Origin of the sequence: Pantoea sp. 9140 (assembly GCF_000745295.1) — a bacterium.
Classification (GTDB): domain Bacteria; phylum Pseudomonadota; class Gammaproteobacteria; order Enterobacterales; family Enterobacteriaceae; genus Pantoea; species Pantoea vagans.
Genome location: NZ_JQNO01000001.1, coordinates 1,410,817 through 1,428,492, shown reverse-complemented (window position 1 = coordinate 1,428,492; position 17,676 = coordinate 1,410,817). Strand labels below are relative to the sequence as shown.

General features: G+C 57.7%; 14 protein-coding genes. All 14 read right to left on the bottom strand.

Features of this window, described 5'->3' with window-relative positions; all coding sequences use genetic code 11:
* Positions 1-3 precede the first annotated feature (3 nt).
* Positions 4-849, bottom strand: coding sequence for a hypothetical protein (locus tag FA92_RS06770; protein WP_033782840.1), 846 nt, complete (start codon positions 847-849; stop codon positions 4-6).
* Between the two features lie 211 nt (positions 850-1,060).
* A complete protein-coding gene (locus tag FA92_RS23575) occupies positions 1,061-1,345 on the bottom strand; it encodes a hypothetical protein (protein WP_072008955.1) in 285 nt (94 codons plus the stop codon).
* Between the two features lie 18 nt (positions 1,346-1,363).
* Positions 1,364-1,780 (bottom strand): hypothetical protein, encoded by a 417-nt coding sequence (locus tag FA92_RS23570; protein ID WP_072008954.1) that lies wholly within the window; start codon positions 1,778-1,780, stop codon positions 1,364-1,366.
* A gap of 218 nt (positions 1,781-1,998) precedes the next feature.
* Complete coding sequence (locus tag FA92_RS06760) at positions 1,999-2,778, bottom strand: hypothetical protein (RefSeq protein WP_033782839.1); 780 nt, start codon at positions 2,776-2,778, stop codon at positions 1,999-2,001.
* Between the two features lies 1 nt (position 2,779).
* Positions 2,780-5,365, bottom strand: coding sequence for a type VI secretion system tip protein TssI/VgrG (tssI, locus tag FA92_RS06755; protein ID WP_033782838.1), 2,586 nt, complete (start codon positions 5,363-5,365; stop codon positions 2,780-2,782).
* 16 nt (positions 5,366-5,381) lie between these two features.
* Entirely contained in the window at positions 5,382-6,884 is a 1,503-nt protein-coding gene (locus FA92_RS06750; RefSeq protein ID WP_033782837.1) for a serine/threonine-protein kinase, read from the bottom strand.
* A gap of 27 nt (positions 6,885-6,911) precedes the next feature.
* Entirely contained in the window at positions 6,912-9,521 is a 2,610-nt protein-coding gene (gene tssH / locus FA92_RS06745) for a type VI secretion system ATPase TssH (RefSeq protein WP_033782835.1), read from the bottom strand.
* A 54-nt stretch (positions 9,522-9,575) separates the two neighbouring features.
* Positions 9,576-10,622 carry a type VI secretion system baseplate subunit TssG gene (gene tssG / locus FA92_RS06740; RefSeq protein WP_033782833.1) on the bottom strand — a complete coding sequence of 349 codons (1,047 nt, stop codon included), beginning with the start codon at positions 10,620-10,622 and terminating at the stop codon, positions 9,576-9,578.
* Positions 10,619-12,490 (bottom strand): type VI secretion system baseplate subunit TssF, encoded by a 1,872-nt coding sequence (gene tssF, locus FA92_RS06735; RefSeq protein WP_033782832.1) that lies wholly within the window; start codon positions 12,488-12,490, stop codon positions 10,619-10,621. The genes tssG and tssF overlap by 4 nt, the downstream gene beginning before the upstream one ends.
* Before the next feature lie 2 nt (positions 12,491-12,492).
* Positions 12,493-13,068, bottom strand: coding sequence for a type VI secretion system baseplate subunit TssE (gene tssE, locus FA92_RS06730; protein ID WP_033782831.1), 576 nt, complete (start codon positions 13,066-13,068; stop codon positions 12,493-12,495).
* Positions 13,058-13,885, bottom strand: coding sequence for a type VI secretion system accessory protein TagJ (locus FA92_RS06725; RefSeq protein WP_033782830.1), 828 nt, complete (start codon positions 13,883-13,885; stop codon positions 13,058-13,060). The genes tssE and FA92_RS06725 overlap by 11 nt, the downstream gene beginning before the upstream one ends.
* 16 nt (positions 13,886-13,901) lie before the next feature.
* On the bottom strand, positions 13,902-14,879 hold the full coding sequence (locus FA92_RS06720; protein WP_033782829.1) for a hypothetical protein: 978 nt from the start codon (positions 14,877-14,879) through the stop codon (positions 13,902-13,904).
* Positions 14,880-14,889: 10 nt separating this feature from the next.
* Positions 14,890-15,681 (bottom strand): protein phosphatase 2C domain-containing protein, encoded by a 792-nt coding sequence (locus FA92_RS06715; RefSeq protein ID WP_013357582.1) that lies wholly within the window; start codon positions 15,679-15,681, stop codon positions 14,890-14,892.
* Positions 15,678-17,537, bottom strand: a complete 1,860-nt coding sequence (gene tagH, locus FA92_RS06710; protein ID WP_033782828.1) for a type VI secretion system-associated FHA domain protein TagH — start codon at positions 17,535-17,537, stop codon at positions 15,678-15,680. The genes FA92_RS06715 and tagH overlap by 4 nt, the downstream gene beginning before the upstream one ends.
* Positions 17,538-17,676: the final 139 nt, after the last annotated feature.

The following is a 17,676-nucleotide window of genomic DNA, read 5'->3' as shown; positions in this document are numbered from 1 at the left end:
TTATTAATGGTTTGTAGCGGGTGGAATCAGGCTATGGTATTCGCCATCAACGTTGTCGGCATTAGTGAGTAGCTGTGTATTATCTCGAGCAACTTTAATGTCGAAAAGTCGATGCGTAATATCAGGATCCCCACCGCAACTGGTGTCGTGATGATCTTCACGAACCGTGATGACAAAGAAACGTTTATCACTGCTGTCATCGAGATCGTACCGCAGGCATTTATCATCGAGGCTGGTCAGGTGCCAGGTGTGAATCGCTTCCGTTGCGGCACTGATAGCCTGGTCAGCGCTGATTTCGCTTTGCTCTGCACCCAGATCTGTTTTCAACATGATGGAGCTGACCTTCCCCTGGTCAATCTGGAACATTAACTGTTTCCCCCCCGACTGGTAGACAAGCCATTGCTGATTATCACTGTTGTCTTCTTTTCCGGGTCCATAGGCTTGCTGAACCTGTTCCAGACTATCGCCTGCCTTTATATTTCGGGTCGTCGGCACGCTGGCATTTCTCAGAAGGATCTCAGCCAGAACCGTGTGGCTGGCATCTCCAACCGCTGCCGCGCTAAATAACTCAAAGCCATCATAGGTATGCTGAAAGTAGTTGTACTGCTGGTTGTTGATGTCCACTTCTCCGGCCAGAACTGAACTGAGGGCCCTGCCCGCGCGTACGAAACTTTCGTTGCTCCAGGTGTCACCAGGAGTGAAAGCATAGTCGTTCAGCAGAACGGAAAAATCGCCTTCGTTAAGAGCAGGAACAGACGATTCCACGGCGGATTCAGCCCTGGCAATACAGGATAAAAACAGGAGGACAGGCACAAATAAAAGGCTGGTAAAAAAACGATTTACAATCATTGTCTTTTATCGAGGTTAGCAATTGAAAATAATAAAAAACATTCATTCACTAATGTAACGCGATTAAATTAACTCAATAAAAAATATACAGATCAATAATATGCACGAGGTGGAGACAAAACATCACCACCTCAATAAAATATCACAACATTAATCAACGTTATTATTATCATCTGAAGCGCAAAAAACTCTCACTTGATAATAATAAAAATCATCCCTCCCACTTACCACTTTGCTCTACAAGCGTTTTATTCCCCTGCGTTACTTTTAACGCAAGCGGATTAAAGCTCACAATATAATCTACGCCGCTATTATTGAAAATCATTCCATCAGCTTTATTTGAGTTGACAGGCTGCGTGGTTTTACCTTCAAGAGTGATTTGTTTCCCATCTTTATTTCTGAGACCTAAGTATTTAACTTTATTACATACAGTATAAAACTCTCCGCAACCATTCACTAAAGTAATGGTAAAATCAGCTGTCGAGAAAATCTTCATGCCCGATTTTAAATCCCCCTAGTTCACTTCTTTATCGAGCGAGTAAGTTTTTGGAGCGTAAAACTCGCCATTCTCAGGGTCTTTTATTAACTTCCATAAAACTTTATTATCTTTAAGTTCTAAATTTGCTTTACCCTTGACTCCGCCAAATGAAGAATCAAATTCAATTAAAGCTTTTTTACCATTTGCAGTGCCTTTGAGATTGCTGCCATTACCCTCAGGACAATCTATTTTGTTTCCACCCCGTGTTACATAACAATAACTACCCGTTATTTTATTATTATCCTGCTTTAATTTTAATGTCAGAGTGGAGTATAACGATCCATTATCATTTTTTTCTTGACCACTCCACTGACCAGTAAAGTCATCAGAAGCGAACAAGGATAATGAAGAGATTGACAGCAAAACAGCTAAGCTAAATCCAACTTTATTCATTTAATTAACTTTTACAACCTAAGGATTTTTAACGCTATTAAGTCAGCCGTTAAGATTAAGATTCATTTAATTATGGACTATAATTGAAAGCAGCAAGCTTTAACAAAAAGTAACATTATTTCAAGATTTGCCATTTTAAAAGATACCATTTGCAGATGGTTTGCAAACTTCATCTGTGATGGCGCGCATACATGACGCACCATCACGCAAAGATTTAATTACTTGGAATCATTCTTCCACTTTCCGTCTTCAGATAGCACGATTTTATTATTAACGACAACCGTAAGATTACTAATTACATTGTTAATGATATAGGTTGCATCATGATTGCGGAATTTATAACTCAGAACCGGGCAGGAAGCTTCACCACAATCACTTTTCATGGCTTTGCCTTTTAATCTGACAACAGCCCCATCTGATTTTCTTACACCCTCATAACTAACGTCATTACACTCCGAACCCACAGCGCAGAGCGACGTTATTCTGATTTTAAATTTCGCCGTCTCGAAAAACTTCTCGCCATTGCTTTGCATTTCTTTTTGGTTTTTAGCGGGAGTATCTGACTGTTTTTTATCAAAACGTTTTGCCCAACTCGCAATATCTTCCTGCATCTTATTATTTGCACGATCATTGCTTACATAGTGTATCTTATCATCTTCAGGCAGCATCCATGCAGCATAGACTTTACCGTCAGGCTGTATAACAAATGCTGAAGCCTGCTCAAGATAAAGATCTTTTAACCAGCCCTCAACGAATATACCACCGTTCGCTGTTTTGTGAGGCTGGCCAAAAACATCAAAATTCTGGCTAAAGTCATTGTACTCGCTACCTAAAACAGATTTCAAATTGGAAACGACTTTCTGGTCATTAAAAATAGTTGAAACACTATTCAGGTTATTATACTGAGAATAAGCCGCCTGGGTATCCGATGCTGTTGCAATACCTATTGTGCCACTTGTAAAAAAAACCAGAAAAATTAAATTAATAAATAAATTCATTTTATTCACCTGAAAACTTTAAAAATTCAGCAGCTTCATTGGTATAGCGCTTGGTCAAACCGTTTGAATAATGATCCCACCAGTTATATGAAACACCGTTTTTCACCGTAGTCGTTGAACCATATATAGCCTTGTCATAATTCAATCTGGCGCTGACAAGGTCATTTTGGAATTCAGAAGAACCCATTTTTTCAACATAGTCAATAGATTTTTCAGTGAGTTGTGAAGATTTGACGATATCATCACCACTCATAGAATTGAGTATAGCCTGAGCGCCACCCACTCCTCTCATATGAGCTAATGACATAACGGCCGCTTGTTTTCCTGGATCACTAAAATTAAGCGCCCCGGCTTTTTGGGCTGTCTGGTTCATATATTTTGAAACCACTGCGAATTCTTCATCACTACCCTGTCCATACTGTTTCCTGGCGGCAGCGATATCTTTATATGCAGGCCCAAATCCTTTTCTGAAACCATACATTTCCGGTACACCCCCCTGTTCACCACCCGCACCTTCTGACTTCATAATTGACCGGACGACACTATCATCAAGTTTCTTCGGATCACCCGCATTTGTATTTTGTTTTAACGGCGCAGCCGCACCTTTCGCCGGGGCCGCCGCAGCCTTTGGTGCAGCGGATGCAGCCTGCCCTTTCTGCTTCGGCGGGAACAGGTTATCTACGGCCTGACTGATGTTCTGTTTATGACTGGATCCCGGAGCACTCGTGCCCGGTTTCGCACCATCCGTGTTCAGGTTCAGTTTGCCGCCAGAGGTGGTGATATGACCATCGCCCTGCACGAAAATATTGAATCCTTTACCGACTATATTTATCTGACCATTCGCATTGAGTTCGATAGCACTCTCTCCGCATTCAAGGCGAAGTTTGGTGCCCGACCCTACAACATAGGTATCGACTACCGCATCGAGTTTGCCCTTACCGGTCAGCCGCTCTTCGCCCCCTTTCACTCCGTGGACGCGGTTAGTTTCGACACGGTAGAGCTCATTGCCGCCCGCGTAATGGCTGTGATTGTTGGCAACTGAATGGCTGGCGTCATTTTTAACATGCGTATCCATGTTCTTCTGCGCCTGAATCCACAGGTGTTCCTCACCCGCCTTATCCTCAAATCTCAGCGCGTTCGCGGTGTCCGCCGTGCCATCCTTCGACCGGCTCAGAAAACCCATCTGCGTCGCTGCCGCCGGCAGCGCCCACGGCGGCATACTCGCCTCGTTATACACGCGGCCGATGATCAGCGGACGATCCGGATCGCCGTTGATGAAGTCCACCACCACTTCATCGTTGACTCGCGGGATCTGCACCCCGCCGAATCCCTGACCGGCCCAGGCGCTGGAGACGCGCACCCAGCAGGAGCTGGTGTCGTCGCCCTTCGCCAGCCGGTCCCAGTGAAACTTCACCTTTACCCGGCCATAGCGGTCGGTCCAGATGGACTCGCCTTTCGGCCCGACCACCTTCGCGGTCTGCGGGCCGTGCGTTTTCGGCCACGGCGTCTCCGGCGGCGTGCGGTACGTCACCGACGACGGCAGCACCGTGAAGTGGATGTTGTGGCGGCTGTCACCGGTGTCGCCGCTGGCGTAACTGTTCTCGGCAAAGTCATAGGTCGCCGAGGTCACCAGATACTCGCCGTTGTCGCTGAAGTGCGGCGCGTTGATGATGGAGAAGGTAAAGCCCGGCGCGATGCCGGTGGCCGTGCCCGACCCGCTGACGCTGTGGTGCTCGGCCTGCCACACCTCCTGGCGGATGCGCGCATAGGACTCACCGTGGCTGTGGTCGACAAAGTGACCCGGCCAGTCGTAGACATCCACCGAGCCCGGCACCGGCGACGCCGGGTTCTGGCGGGCCTGCAGCATCCACGCGTTCGGCTTGCGGAAGTCGTAGTCGTCGGTACTGTAGATGCCCGGCGTCACGCTCTCCGCCAGCGACCACTGGCTGATGCCCTCTTCCGTGACCACGCCGCCCGACGGGGTGACGTGATAAGCAATGGTCTCATAGCCCGGAAACGCCTGATGCTGGTCCGGCGCGTCGCACAGCACCAGCGTATGTTTGTCCGCCTCGTGGCGGAAGAAGTAGTAAATCCCCTCCAGCTCCATCAGGCGGCTGATAAAGTCCAGGCTGCTCTCCTGATACTGCACGCAGTACTCCCACACCCGGTAGTTGCCCGCCAGCCGCGTCTCAACGTTGACCGCGTACTCCTTCAGCAGCGTCTGCACAATCTGCGGCACCGTCTGGCTCTGGAAGATGCGCAGGTTGCGGTCGCGCCGCATCGGCCACAGGTCCGGCTCGACCGTCAGCTGGTAGACCGCGTAGCGCGTGCCGCTCAGCTCCTGGCTGCGCACGGCTACCCGGGTGATTTTGCCGTTGAGGTAGCGCGGACTCAGCGCGCTCATCAGGCCATCGGTCGGCAGCGAAAAGGTGACCGGCTTGCCCAGCAGGGCGTGACGATCGATGCGCGCGTCGGTGGCCAGCAGTTCGGCAGTGAGCACAAATGGACGGGACAGCGTCTCGGTGCCCGTGAGCGTATGGAACAGCAGGCCGTCCGCCGGCAGCTGTGCAGTAATGCGTGAGAACATAAGTAATCCCTGACTATTAACTGTGTGGATCGAGCAACCAGACGCCTTCTTCGCTGATGGTCAGCGTCTGCTGGCGGGTGCCACTCTGGCCACTAATGGCAAAGGTGTAGTTACCCGGTGCCAGCTGCAGCGTGGCGAAGCCATTCACCGCAGGGACCAGCGCCTGCGGCTGACCGTTGACCTGAACACGTTCACCCTGCTGCAGACGGATATAGACCTGAGCGACCGGCGCAGGTGGCGGTGCCGGTTGAGGATCGGGTTCGCGTGCGGCGGTCTGCTCAGGCTCAGCAGACTGAGTCGGCGCGCTGGCAACGGTATCCGGCGGGGTCTCAGGCTGCGTCGGTGGCGCAGTCACCGGCTGGTTAACCGGCGCAACGGTGACGGCAGGCGCGCTGTTTTGCGCGGTCTCAGCCGGTGCCGTCTGGTCCTCACCACGCGACATCAGCAGACCGGCGCACAGGCCGACCAGCAAGCCTGCGGCCACCAGACCCGGCAGCGCAAAGCGATGCCCCAGCAGCGTTTTCAGCGGCGAGGCGGGTGTGACGACCTCTTCTTCTTCAATCGGCACCAGCATGGTGCCCGGCCCGCTCATTTTTGCGCTGAGCAGCGGTTCAGGCTCGCGCTCCGGCAGCGCCATCAGCACCGCAAAATCATCAATACTCTGCGGACGGTCTTCCGGTTTCAGCGCCAGCGCGTGATCGATGGCGCTGAGCAGCGCGGTGGAGTAGCCCGCCAGATGACGCTGCACCAGCGGCTGGTAGTTATCTTCAATGCTGCGCACCACGCTGACCGGCGGCGGCGCACCGGTAATCAGCGTGTGCAGCACCGCGCCCAGTGCGTAGATATCGGTCCACGCGCCCTGCTCACTCTCGTCGTTGTCGCTGTACTGCTCAATCGGCGCATAGCCGGGGCGCAGCATGGTCTCGCTCTCATCCGACAGGTTGCCGATGGTTTTACGCGCCGACCCGAAGTCCAGCAGGATGGGCTCGCCGCTGCTCTGGATCTGGATGTTATCCAGCGAGATATCGCGATGCAGATAGCCCGCTTCATGGATGGTTTTAATCGCGCCCAGCAGCGGCGGCAGCATGCGACGGATCCACGCCTCATTCACCGACTGCGGATTACGTTCGCGGAAGTTCGAGAGCGTGGTGCCGCTGTAGAACACCGTGCCCATGTAGGCGGTGTCGTTCTGCACCCAGAAACGCAGCACGTGCAGCAGGTTCGGATGGTTGAAGCGCGCCAGCAGCCGCGCCTCCTGAATAAAGCTGTTCAGTCCGGCGTGAAAGGTTTTGCTGAACCGCTCGCTGCGCAGCACCAGATTCAGGTCATCGCTGCGCACTGCCAGTGAGGCAGGCATGAACTCTTTGATGGCGATATCACGCTCAAGCTGGTGATCCCAGGCGCGATAGACGATGCCAAAGCCGCCACCGCCGATGACCTCTTTGATTTCAAACTCATTGAAGCGGTAACCCAGCGGCAGGGCGTTGGGGACATTCAGGGGTTGATCATGTTCCGACATATTCGAAAACTCTCTGATGACTAGGCTTTAAACAGCGAACTGGCAGACAAATTCGCCCTGCTCACAACGCACCTCAACGCGGCGATAGCGTTCATCGCGGGCGTGGGCGCTCAGCAGTATCTGGCTCATCTGCGGCAACAGCGTGTTGGTGAGGATGGCATCGACCATGCGACCGCCCGACTCCACCTCGGTGCAGCGCTGTACGATCTGGCTGACCACCGACTCGTCGATCTGCGCCTCAATGCCGTGGTTGTCGGCCAGACGACGCACGATGCGCGCCATCTGCAGCCGCACGATCTCCGCCAGCATGTCATCGCTGAGCGGGTAATAGGGCACCACCAGCAGACGGCCCAGCAGCGCAGGCGGGAATACCTCCAGCAGCGGCTTACGCAGTGCGGTACTCAGGGCATCGGGATCCGGCATCAGTTCGGGATCGGCGCACATGGCGCTGATCAACTGCGTGCCGACGTTCGAGGTCAGAATGATGATGGTGTTGCGGAAATCGATGTGGCGGCCTTCGCCATCCTCCATCCAGCCTTTGTCGAATACCTGGAAGAACAGCTCATGCACATCCGGATGCGCTTTCTCAATCTCATCCAGCAGCACCACGCTGTAGGGACGACGGCGAACGGCTTCGGTCAGCACGCCACCCTCGCCGTAGCCGACGTAGCCCGGCGGGGCCCCTTTCAGCGTCGAGACGGTGTGCGCCTCCTGAAACTCGCTCATGTTAATGGTGATGATGTTCTGCTCGCCGCCATACAGCGACTCGGCCAGCGCCAGCGCGGTCTCGGTTTTACCGACACCGGACGGGCCGCACAGCATAAAGACGCCTGCGGGCTTGTTGGGGTTATCGAGGCGCGCGCGTGTGGTGCGAACCCGCTTCGCGATCAGCTCCAGACCGTGACGCTGACCGATGACGCGCTGGTTCAGGGTGTCAGCCAGATTCAGGACGGCGTCGATCTCATTCTTCACCATACGGCCCAGCGGAATACCGGTCCAGTCCGACACCACGGCCGCTACCACGCCCGCATCGACGGCGGCAAACAGTAGCGGCGTGTCGCCCTGCAGCGCAGTGAGTTGCTGCTGCGTTGCATCACGCTGTTCACGCAGCGCCGCATCCTCTTCGGTAACACAGCGGGCACGCAGCGCAATCAGGGTCTCGACCAGTTCGCGCTCCTTCAGCCAGCGCTGTTGCAGCGCATCGCGTTCAGCTTCCAGGGCAGTGCGCTCTGCGGCAATCGCCTGCTGGCGGGTGACGTCACCGAGGCCGACCTTAATTTCGCGTTCAATGATCTCCGCTTCAATCTCCAGCGCGGCCAGACGGTGCAGGCAATCCTCCAGCGCCGCAGGCTGTGCGCCCTGACTGACCGCCACGCGGGCGCAGGCGGTATCCAGCAGCGCTACCGCTTTGTCCGGCAACTGACGCGCCGGAATGTAGCGATGCGACAGTTTCACCGCCGCACTGACCGCATCATCCAGCAGCAGCACCCGGTGGTGTTTCTCCAGCGCGCTGACGGTGCTGCGCAGCATCAGAATCGCTTTGGCTTCATCCGGCTCCTGCACCTGCACGGTCTGGAAGCGACGGGTCAGCGCCGGGTCTTTCTCGATGTACTTTTTATATTCGGCCCAGGTAGTCGCGCCGATGGTGCGCAGCTGGCCGCGCGCCAGCGCCGGTTTCAGCAGGTTGGCGGCATCGCCGGTGCCCTGCTGACCGCCCGCGCCGACCAGGGTGTGGATCTCATCCACAAACAGCACAATCGGCGTCGGGCTGGACTGCACCTCATTGATCAGCGCCTGCAGTCGCGCTTCAAACTCCCCTTTCATTCCGGCACCGGCCTGAAGCAGGCCGATATCCAGCAGCCAGAGCTGCACATCGCGCAGCGGCGCAGGCACATCCCCCGCGGCAATACGAAGCGCGAGGCCTTCGACCACCGCGGTTTTGCCGACACCCGCTTCACCGGTCAGCAGCGGGTTATTCTGACGACGACGCATCAGGATATCGACCATCTGGCGGATCTCATCGTCACGTCCGGTCACCGGATCGATGCGGCCTTCACGGGCGCGCGCGGTCAGGTCCTGCCCGTACTGCTCCAGCGTGCTGCCGCTGGCCGCAGGCGGTGCGCCAGCGGCATCCGCCGGTGCGCTCAGCGCCTGCTGCGCTTCTTTGCTGTTGCTGAGCAGCGTGTCGAACTGCTCCAGCAGCGCATCGGCGTTGACGCGGCTGAACTGGCCGGAGATGCCTTTCAGTACGCTGGCCAGGTTGAAGGTTTTCAGCATGCCAATCAGCAGATGACCGCCGCGAATGCGGGTCGCGCCATATTTCAGCGAGGCGTAAACCCATGCCCGCTCGACGGCGCTGTCGATATGCTCAGAGAGGTCGGAGACCGCACTGGCACCGCGCGGCAGACGATCCAGCGCAGCAACGATGTCCTGAGTCAGGGCCTTTTCATCCAGTGAAAAATGTGTGATGACCTGCTGTAAGTCGCCATCCTGCTGCTGCATCAGCTGATGCAGCCAGTGCACCAGTTCAACATAGGGATTGCCGCGCAGTTTGCAAAAGGCGGTGGCGCTTTCCAGCGAGGTAAATAACAGCGTATCCAGTTTGCCGAATAGCACGGCACGGCTGATTTCTGACATAGGGGGCTCTCTTCAATGAAAGACGCAGGCTGTGTAACAGGGAAAGCGGCTGGGCTAGCGCGAAGCTGCCTCAACCTCAAACATAAAATCTTCTCGATCCTGCGGCTGCGGCATCTGCCCCAGCCAGCTGGTGTAACCGAGCCGGGCAGCGCCGCCCAGCGCCACACCCTGCACCGCGTCTGCGGCCAGGATCAGGCTGAGATCCCACTGCATTTCGATGCCAAGGTAGTGACGCACCCAGTCGCGCACTTCCTGCGCGCCGGGAGCATCCGGCAGAAAACGGGCATACTGCGCGGCGCTGAGCGGGCCCAGGTGCAGGCGAAAACGGTGCTGCACGTCGCGCACCGCCACGCCGAGAAACGCGGAGGCACCGAGCCGGGGCATGTGACGTCCCGCGCCGAGCCGGGCCTGATCGCGGCTGTCCAGCGTCAGCCAGTGCGGCAGGTTCTGCGTCAGCCGGACCGGCACGCCAAAGTAGTGGCGCAGGATGCGCACCAGCCCTTCGGCATCGTGACCGTGACGGCTGAGATGACCCACCAGCATCAGGCGGGCATGAAGACTCAGCGAACTGGCCTGCTGCTGGGCCGGTAAACCGATGCCCGCCAGGCAGGCGAGATAGTTCAGAAAGCGGCTGTCGTCGGGGCGATCCAGCGATACGGTCGGCTGCGCATCCGCCCAGGCGCGATAAAACAGCAGCGTGGCGCGGTGATGGAACAGGTCAGTAAACGCCGACAGGCTGTGATCCTGATGATGCACGATGCGTTCATGCACATATTCAGTCAGATGGGTCGGCAGCGGCCCGTTGGGGCCAAACAGGCCAAAGCTGTAGATCGACAGCTCATGACGTCCGGACTCTTCACGTGGCGTGGCACTGGCGACGGTGGCAGGCGCAAACGCCAGTGACGGCGTCTGACCGATGCGCACCGATTCGAACTTCGGCAGCGGCGCACGGCCCAGCGGATAACGCTGACCGCCCTGCGCATCCAGCCGCCGCAGCAGCTGGAACAGATCGTAGCGCCACGGCGCGGCCATCACTTTTTGCCAGAAATCATCCGGCAGTCGGGTCAGCCGCGGCAGCGTAATGACTTTTTCGCCACTCATATCAGCGCTTTCCGGCCCATGCGCGGTGGCCAGTAGCCCACTTCGCCACGCTGCTGGCTATTCAGGGTGAACTCCGTGAAGCTGTTGAGCGCTACGAGGCGGCCACAGACCCGCTCCAGCACGCTGCCGAACAGCCACGGACTGGCACCCGAAAACGCCTGCTCATCCACCTCCAGCGTGATGCTGACGCCGCGCGCAAACACTACCGGGCCCGGTTCCGGCACGCGGCGGTTGACCGCGCTGAGCGTACAGTGGCGGATGCCGTCAATCTGGCGGGCAACCGGCGCTTCCGCCAGGTTAGCGTAGAGACTCAGCAGCTGACGCAGCGCCGCAGCACCTTCCCCGTCGCTGCTGTCCATAAGGCTGAGGTAGTTCATCTGCAGATGGCTGATCAGTCGCCACGCAGAAAGGCCTTCGGCCAGTGCCGGACGCGGTGGAGTTGGCCCTTTGCAAAGTTTCAGCTCCGACACCGGAATGGAGTCCGGCATCACGAAGTTGCCCTGATCCTGCTGCAGCATCAGCGGCAGATCGCGGCTGGTACACATCACCTCGGCGGAGAGATAACGCACGTCATCGCGCCACGGCGCGTGATGCTCATCCACCAGCGACAGAAAGACTTCGGAACCAATATAGCCGGTGCGCGTGCCGTAGCGCTGCGCCTGTTCGGACAGAGTGCGCTGTTCGCGGCGCAGCGAGAAGTAAGCACCGTAATCACCCTGGTCACCGCTGAAGGTGCTCCAGAACGGACGGAAAACCTGCTCTTCCCGCTGGCCTTCTACGGTGGCGAACAGCCGCTGCACCGAATGCACCTCATAATCCAGCGGCCGGATGTTATCCACCACCAGATGATATTCATGCTGGCTGTCGCTGACCTTCAGACGCTCGGCGGTTTTCGGGAACAGGTTGATGACCGGCGTGCAGTGCAATGCCAGATGGCTATGATCGACCACGCTTTCCAGCGCGCTGTCCGCTTTGTCGAGCAGGATAATGATGTCGAACGCCGTGGCGTTGTCGCAGCGACGCAGGAACGGGCCGAGCTGACTCAGGCTGATAAACTGGAAGCGCGCCGGAAACGCAAAATACTCCTGCAACAGGCGATAGCCGTCGAAGTTGCGCAGATCGTCCGGCAGCAGCGCCTGCTCCGGCGCAAATCCTTCCTGCTGCAGGGCTTCATCCGTCAGCACCTGACGCTGCGGCCGCTGCTCTGCGGACTGCAGGACGATGCCGACCCGGTGCTGCATCAGCAGCTCAAGCAGCTTCAGCGCCTGGATATCGGGGCCGCTGAGGAACAGCATCAGGTCATCCACACTGAGCTGACTCAGTGAGGAGATCCCCTCGCAGCTGATGCGGATGCGCAGCGCACTGGCCGCGCCCAGACCACCCAGTTTCAGCTCGCCAGAGGGCAGATCGCCGGGCACGCCGCCGAGAGTGACTTCGCTGATGCGCAGCGGATGCAGCACCACATCGTGTGCGGTGGTGTAGCTGCAGGTCACCCCGGTTTTTTTCAGGTTCTGGCTCTCCATCATGGTGCCGCGCGGCACGCGAAAGCCCTGGGTGATATCACCCTTGCGGCTGTCCGGCGTCAGCTGCGCGATCGCCATTGATGGCGTTGGCGAGAGATAGGATGGCGCAATCATCTCCAGCAGGCGCTGCGAGAAGCGCGGAAACTCCGCATCCATCTTCAGCTGCACGCGCGACGTCAGGAAGGCGAATCCCTCCATCAGCCGCTCGACATAGGGGTCCGCCACGTCGATGCCATGCATGCCAAGACGTCCCGCCACTTTCGGGTAACGCGTCGCGAACTCCACCCCCATCTCGCGCAGGTAAGCCAGTTCACGGTTGTAATAGTCGAGCAGATTGCTGTCCATGATTACCCTGCATCCTGAAGTTCGAAATGGCCGCTCTCCAGATCAACCTGAGTGCGGAACAGAAACGCCAGCGGATAAGGCACGCACCAGAGCCGTCCTTTGATCTCAATCGACAGTACGTTGTGCAGACTAAGCGAGCCGAGATCGCTGACGCAGCGCACCTGGAGTCCCTGCGGCAGAATGCGCGGCTCAAAGTGCAGAATGGCGTTGGTCATTTTGCGCTGCATATCCTGCCATTCGATATCGGAGACGTTCTGCCCGGCCAGCGGCGCTACGCCGAAGTTCCAGACAGAGCGCTGCACCTGATCGAAACTGCCCAAATCCTGCTGCGCTTCGTTGTTGATGGTGTTAAACAGCCATTGCAGATCGCGCAGCACGTGGCGGCGCAGCGTGCTGTGGCTGATCAGCATGCTGTTCTCCGGCTCCTGCTGCCTGTCCGGCGCGTTATCGGTCAGGCGGTCCAGCAGCGAGGATTGCAGCTTGTCGCGGGCGGTCAGCGCATCGCGCTTTTTACGCGCGCGAAAGCCGCCATGCAGCTGGGCATAGCCATCATTGTGCGCGCCTGAATCATGACTCATCGGCGGACTCAACGTTGTCAAACGCGACCTGCTGCAGGCTCAGCAGCGAGAACTCCGCGCTGTCGCTGAGCCACATTTTTTGTCCCTGGCCGATAAACTGGTCCGGATCGTCGCCCAGCGGCTGCCATTCGGTGACGCTGGCGCGCAGAAAACGCTCGTCCGCACCCGCCAGCAGCGGATAGCGCGCCGGGATCTGACACACCTGTTCGCTGCCATCCACCAGCTGCACCCGCGTATGACGCCACACCAGATCGGTGACGCTGGCGGGTGCCTGGAACTGCATCTCACGAATAGCGGCGAACGGGATCCAGTAATAACGGCCCTGATTGATCACTTCACACACCGGCCCGAAACGGCTGTCGCCATCCATCAGCCAGCTGAAGGCGGTCGGCTGATCCTGCCCGGTCGCGGTGCCGGGATTGGCGGCAGCAAGCTCCAGCGCGTCGGCACGCAGTGCGCTGCTGCGCGCGACATCACCCGCGGTTTCGGCCTGTAATGCGGCCAGCAGTGTGTCGCACCAGTGCCACGCGCTGCCCGGCAGCACGGGTTGTGCCTCGCCACGCAGCACGGCATCACGCTGCCGCTCACCGGCAATCGCCTGCTGCAACAGATTAACCGTTGGTTGCGCCTGCGGGCTCAACGCCAGCCAGGATTGCAGCTGCGTCTGTGCACGCGTCCAGTTGCCCGCCAGGCAGAGCAGCTGCACAAAGGCAGCCCGCAGATCGGCGTTCGCCGGACTGGCCTGAATCTGGCGGGTAACGTCAGCCAGCGTCTCGCTGAGCGTGGCGTTCGCAAGATGATGTTGTAAGGATTCCATGCAAACTCCTTTTGCGTCAGTTAAGGGTGCGATAAACCGCAGCGGCGGGATCTTTCAGTTCAGGGTGCAGTTTTTCCACCAGCTGTACGCTCAGTGTGGTATTGCCGCTGACCCACGGTGACCAGACTTTACGGACTTCCTGCAGACGTGCCTGCAAAGCACTCTCATCAGCAGCTTCACTGGCGGGCATCAGCACCACCACCTGACGGGCCGCCTGCCAGCCGTTAAAGCGGTTGCTGAAGGGCAGAACCAGCCAGCTGTCCGGGGATTTCTCGTTACTCAGCACCATGCGCTCGCTGTTAACCGTGGTGATGTGCAGTTCGGCGGTGGGCGACTGACTGTTCAGCCCCATCACCGGGAAGCCCTGCAGGAAGGTCACGCCGACGGCTGCCGGTGCGCCGTTACCCTGCTGCGTCAGACGACTGTGTCCGCTGAGCCAGCCATCGGAACCGCAGACCAGCCCCTGCTTAGCCGGTACAAATAGCGCGCTACCCTGCGCCGGATGCTGCCACCAGGTGCGGAAATGGCAGCCGTCGAGCAGGCTGAACTGCAGCCATGGCGAGGTATCCGCCTGGACGGCATTGACCAATGGGTCCGCGGGCACGGCAGCCGTGGCTGGCTGTTGTTGTGCAGGCGGTGCGGGTGGCGTCACCACGGTCTTCCACTGCTGCGCCCGGGCGGCACTGCCGGTGGCGATTTCACTGCCCTCTGTATCGGTCAGCTGCCAGTGCAGCTGCTGCAGCGGTTTACACTGCGACGCCATCAGGCCAGCTACCCGTGGCAGAAACTCTTTCAGCACCGACGCGTTTTTCTCACCCAGGGTGACGATGCGCAGGTTTATGGTGCTGTTACACCAGCTCGACAGCTGATTGTTTTTGACGTCATCAATCCAGACATCCAGTTTCTGTGCCGGGGACTGTACGATGCGATAATTTTCAGCATAAGCGTGCGTGCTGAGCAGCAGCGCAGCCAGACCCAGTAATCCATATTTCATGTTGGCGTTCTCAATCTCGCAGAGGGAAGAACTGCGCCGCTTCAGAGAGCGAGTGCAGCAAAGTGGTGTCCTGGGGCGATCCAATCCAGACGGCCAGTGCGCTGAAATTATCCTGCTGCCCCTGATCTGACTGATCGTTTTTGATGATTTGCTGCATCAGCGTCAGCCACTCTTCCGGCGTATTCACCATGTGCAGTGACTGCTGCATCTGCTCCAGCGTCACGCCGTGCCAGAAACCATCGGTGCAGAGCAGAAAGGCATCGCCATCCTCAATCCCGACCACGTCGCTGTAGCTGGCGTCGCGCTGCTCATCACCCATCCCCAGCGCAAAATAGAGCAGGTTGCTGTTGATGCCTTCGGTGCGATGTCCGGCATCTTTCATCTGCTGCACCAGGCTGTGGTCGGTGGTGACCAGATAGAGATAGCCGCGGCGGAACAGATAGAGGCGGCTGTCACCGGCATGCGCCCAGCAGGCAAGGTGGTAGTCGCGGTCGATGAACAGGCTGACCAGCGTGGTGCCCATCCGGCTGTGCTCGCTGCTGGCTTTCTGCTGCTGCCGGATAGCGTGATTCGCGTGATTAACGTAGTTGCGAATCGACTGCGCATTGAGGTGCGCATCGCCATCGAACGCTTCCAGCAGGCTGCTGCGGGCGATGGCGGCCGCCCTGTCACCGCCGGGAAACCCAGCCACACCGTCGCACACCACAAAGCAGGCGGAGCGCTTACCGATGACATCACCGATCTGATCCTGATTACTGGCGCGATCGCCCTGATTCGACGTCGAGGCAATAGTGATATTCATGCGTCATCCGTGTGGGTTTGTGAGTCTTTGTACTGATTAACTTCCAGGTCATAGGCGTGCAGAAACGCTTCGCCAAACAGGGTGTGGAAATCGTCTTCGATCTCGCCCGCTGTCTCGCCGTAGCGCTCAACAAAATGCTCCCACAGCGCCGCTTTACGGCTGCCCGGCAGGCCGATACGGGAAACCGATCCTGCCTGACGCGCCTCCTCTTCCAGCTGTTCCGGATTAAAGGATTGCAGCATCGAGGCGATAATGGCGCGGATACCAGCGATCATGCCCAGCTGGTGCGCCTGCAAATCAATCAGCGCATCCCGCACCGCCTGACGCGGTGGCATAAAGCCCGGCATCCGGCTGCCGAACATCTGCATCAGGACGGTTTTGCCCGATGGCAGCAGCTTGAAAGGGTTGTTGGCGTCGTCGAGGATCACCGTCATGTCGGCCTTAACGCCGCGCTTAAGGATCGAGCGCGATGACAGCAGCGCGACCGTGCCCTGCGAGAACATGCTGAGCATCTGACCAAACTGCAGCATCTGCTCGCGGTCAAACTGCGGCGTCGGCTGCAGATCGCGCAGACCCATGCCTTCCAGCAGCGCGTCCAGCAGTTCGCCTTTCAGCGCATCGCCGCTGCTCTGGCTGGATGTGGAGGGCTGCACGGCGGCGGCATGCTGATGACCCGAGGCAACCGGATCAATGCGCAGCCGCCCTTTCGGCGTCGGTGAGGGAGCACGCTGCACCGTCTGGGGAGTCGGCAGCGTAATGCCGCCATAGTCGTTTTGCGGATTGACCGCGTCTGTCTGACCGGATTCCGCCTCATCCGCCAGCAACGTCTGGCGCGGGGATTCACTATGAGGATGGTCATCAACGGGTAAGTCGATGCCGCTAAATAGCGGAGAGTGATCCATTTCGTTCAGGCTGACGGAAGCCTGCTCAGGTGAGCGTGGGGCAACCGGCTCAGGCTTTGTCTCTGGCTGAGGCGGCACATGCAGCGCCGCCGGTTTCGCTGGCTCCGGCTGCGCCAGCGGCACCGCGTTCCCCATCATCAGTCCTAATGGATCATCATGGTTGCGCACATCCGCACTGCTCTCGCCGTCGAACAGGCTCAGTGGATCCAGTTCCGCAGTGGGCGTTTCAGCCTGCTTCGGCGTAGTGTGCTGCTGTGCCGCCAGCGTGCTCGGCGTGCGGTCGTCAAAAATGCTCTGCTGCGCAAAGAGCGCATCGCCGTCATCAAACAGGCTGCTGCTTTTGGGCTGCTGACCATAATCCAGCGGCGCATCATTGATTAGCTGTGCCAGTGGATCTTCCGGATTCCGATCTGGCATGGCGGGCGCGGTCAGCGGATGGGCATCCGGCATCTCTGGCGCGGCTTTGCGTTTAGAGAGATCGTCGGAAATCGAGAACTCTTTCGCCAGGCTGTCCCAGATTTCGCTGGGGATAGCGGCGGTGGTACTGGCTTTTTCGGCTACCGGTTCACGAGGAGCCGCGGCGGGCTGGACCGGCTCCGGACGCGGAACCGCCCTTTCAGCCTGCGGCTGCTGCGCACTATTGAGATCGCTGACCAGCAGCTGATAATCATCGATGCCCAGAATGTCCCCATCCTGCAGCTCAACCTGACGACCGCGTTCCAGCGGAATATCGTTGAGCAGCACGCGCGTCACATTGCCACGGTTAGTCAGACGACATTCACCGTTCGCGGTGATGTGCACAATGGCCTGCAGCCGGGAGAGCGTTCGGTCGTCATCCGGCAGCACCAGATTGTTATCCACGCCGCGACCAATGGTGCCGCCGGGCGGAAAGAAATCACAATGAGTTTGCGGCGGCTGTTGGCCGGGTTTAGTCGTTATTATCGTAAAGCGCATAACGGATTCCTGCGGTTAGCGGTTCGGCATCTATACCGCGCACCTCTCGGGGAAAGGCGCGGGGTATAGGGAGCGGAGAGTTTATTGTGGGGTTGGGGTTTATTTAAATTAGTGATGCCGGATACGTTACTTAAATTGA

Bases quoted from the DNA above. Each gene is read 5' to 3' on its own strand.
- FA92_RS06770 (WP_033782840.1), bottom strand. From the start codon at position 849: ATGATTGTAAATCGTTTTTTTACCAGCCTTTTATTTGTGCCTGTCCTC.
- tagH (WP_033782828.1), bottom strand. From the start codon at position 17,537: ATGCGCTTTACGATAATAACGACTAAACCCGGCCAACAGCCGCCGCAA.
- FA92_RS06750 (WP_033782837.1), bottom strand. From the start codon at position 6,884: ATGTCGGAACATGATCAACCCCTGAATGTCCCCAACGCCCTGCCGCTG.
- FA92_RS06760 (WP_033782839.1), bottom strand. From the start codon at position 2,778: ATGAATTTATTTATTAATTTAATTTTTCTGGTTTTTTTTACAAGTGGC.
- FA92_RS06720 (WP_033782829.1), bottom strand. From the start codon at position 14,879: ATGAAATATGGATTACTGGGTCTGGCTGCGCTGCTGCTCAGCACGCAC.
- tssG (WP_033782833.1), bottom strand. From the start codon at position 10,622: ATGAGTGGCGAAAAAGTCATTACGCTGCCGCGGCTGACCCGACTGCCG.
- tssH (WP_033782835.1), bottom strand. From the start codon at position 9,521: ATGTCAGAAATCAGCCGTGCCGTGCTATTCGGCAAACTGGATACGCTG.
- FA92_RS06725 (WP_033782830.1), bottom strand. From the start codon at position 13,885: ATGGAATCCTTACAACATCATCTTGCGAACGCCACGCTCAGCGAGACG.
- tssE (WP_033782831.1), bottom strand. From the start codon at position 13,068: ATGAGTCATGATTCAGGCGCGCACAATGATGGCTATGCCCAGCTGCAT.
- tssI (WP_033782838.1), bottom strand. From the start codon at position 5,365: ATGTTCTCACGCATTACTGCACAGCTGCCGGCGGACGGCCTGCTGTTC.
- tssF (WP_033782832.1), bottom strand. From the start codon at position 12,490: ATGGACAGCAATCTGCTCGACTATTACAACCGTGAACTGGCTTACCTG.
- FA92_RS23575 (WP_072008955.1), bottom strand. From the start codon at position 1,345: ATGAAGATTTTCTCGACAGCTGATTTTACCATTACTTTAGTGAATGGT.
- FA92_RS06715 (WP_013357582.1), bottom strand. From the start codon at position 15,681: ATGAATATCACTATTGCCTCGACGTCGAATCAGGGCGATCGCGCCAGT.
- FA92_RS23570 (WP_072008954.1), bottom strand. From the start codon at position 1,780: ATGAATAAAGTTGGATTTAGCTTAGCTGTTTTGCTGTCAATCTCTTCA.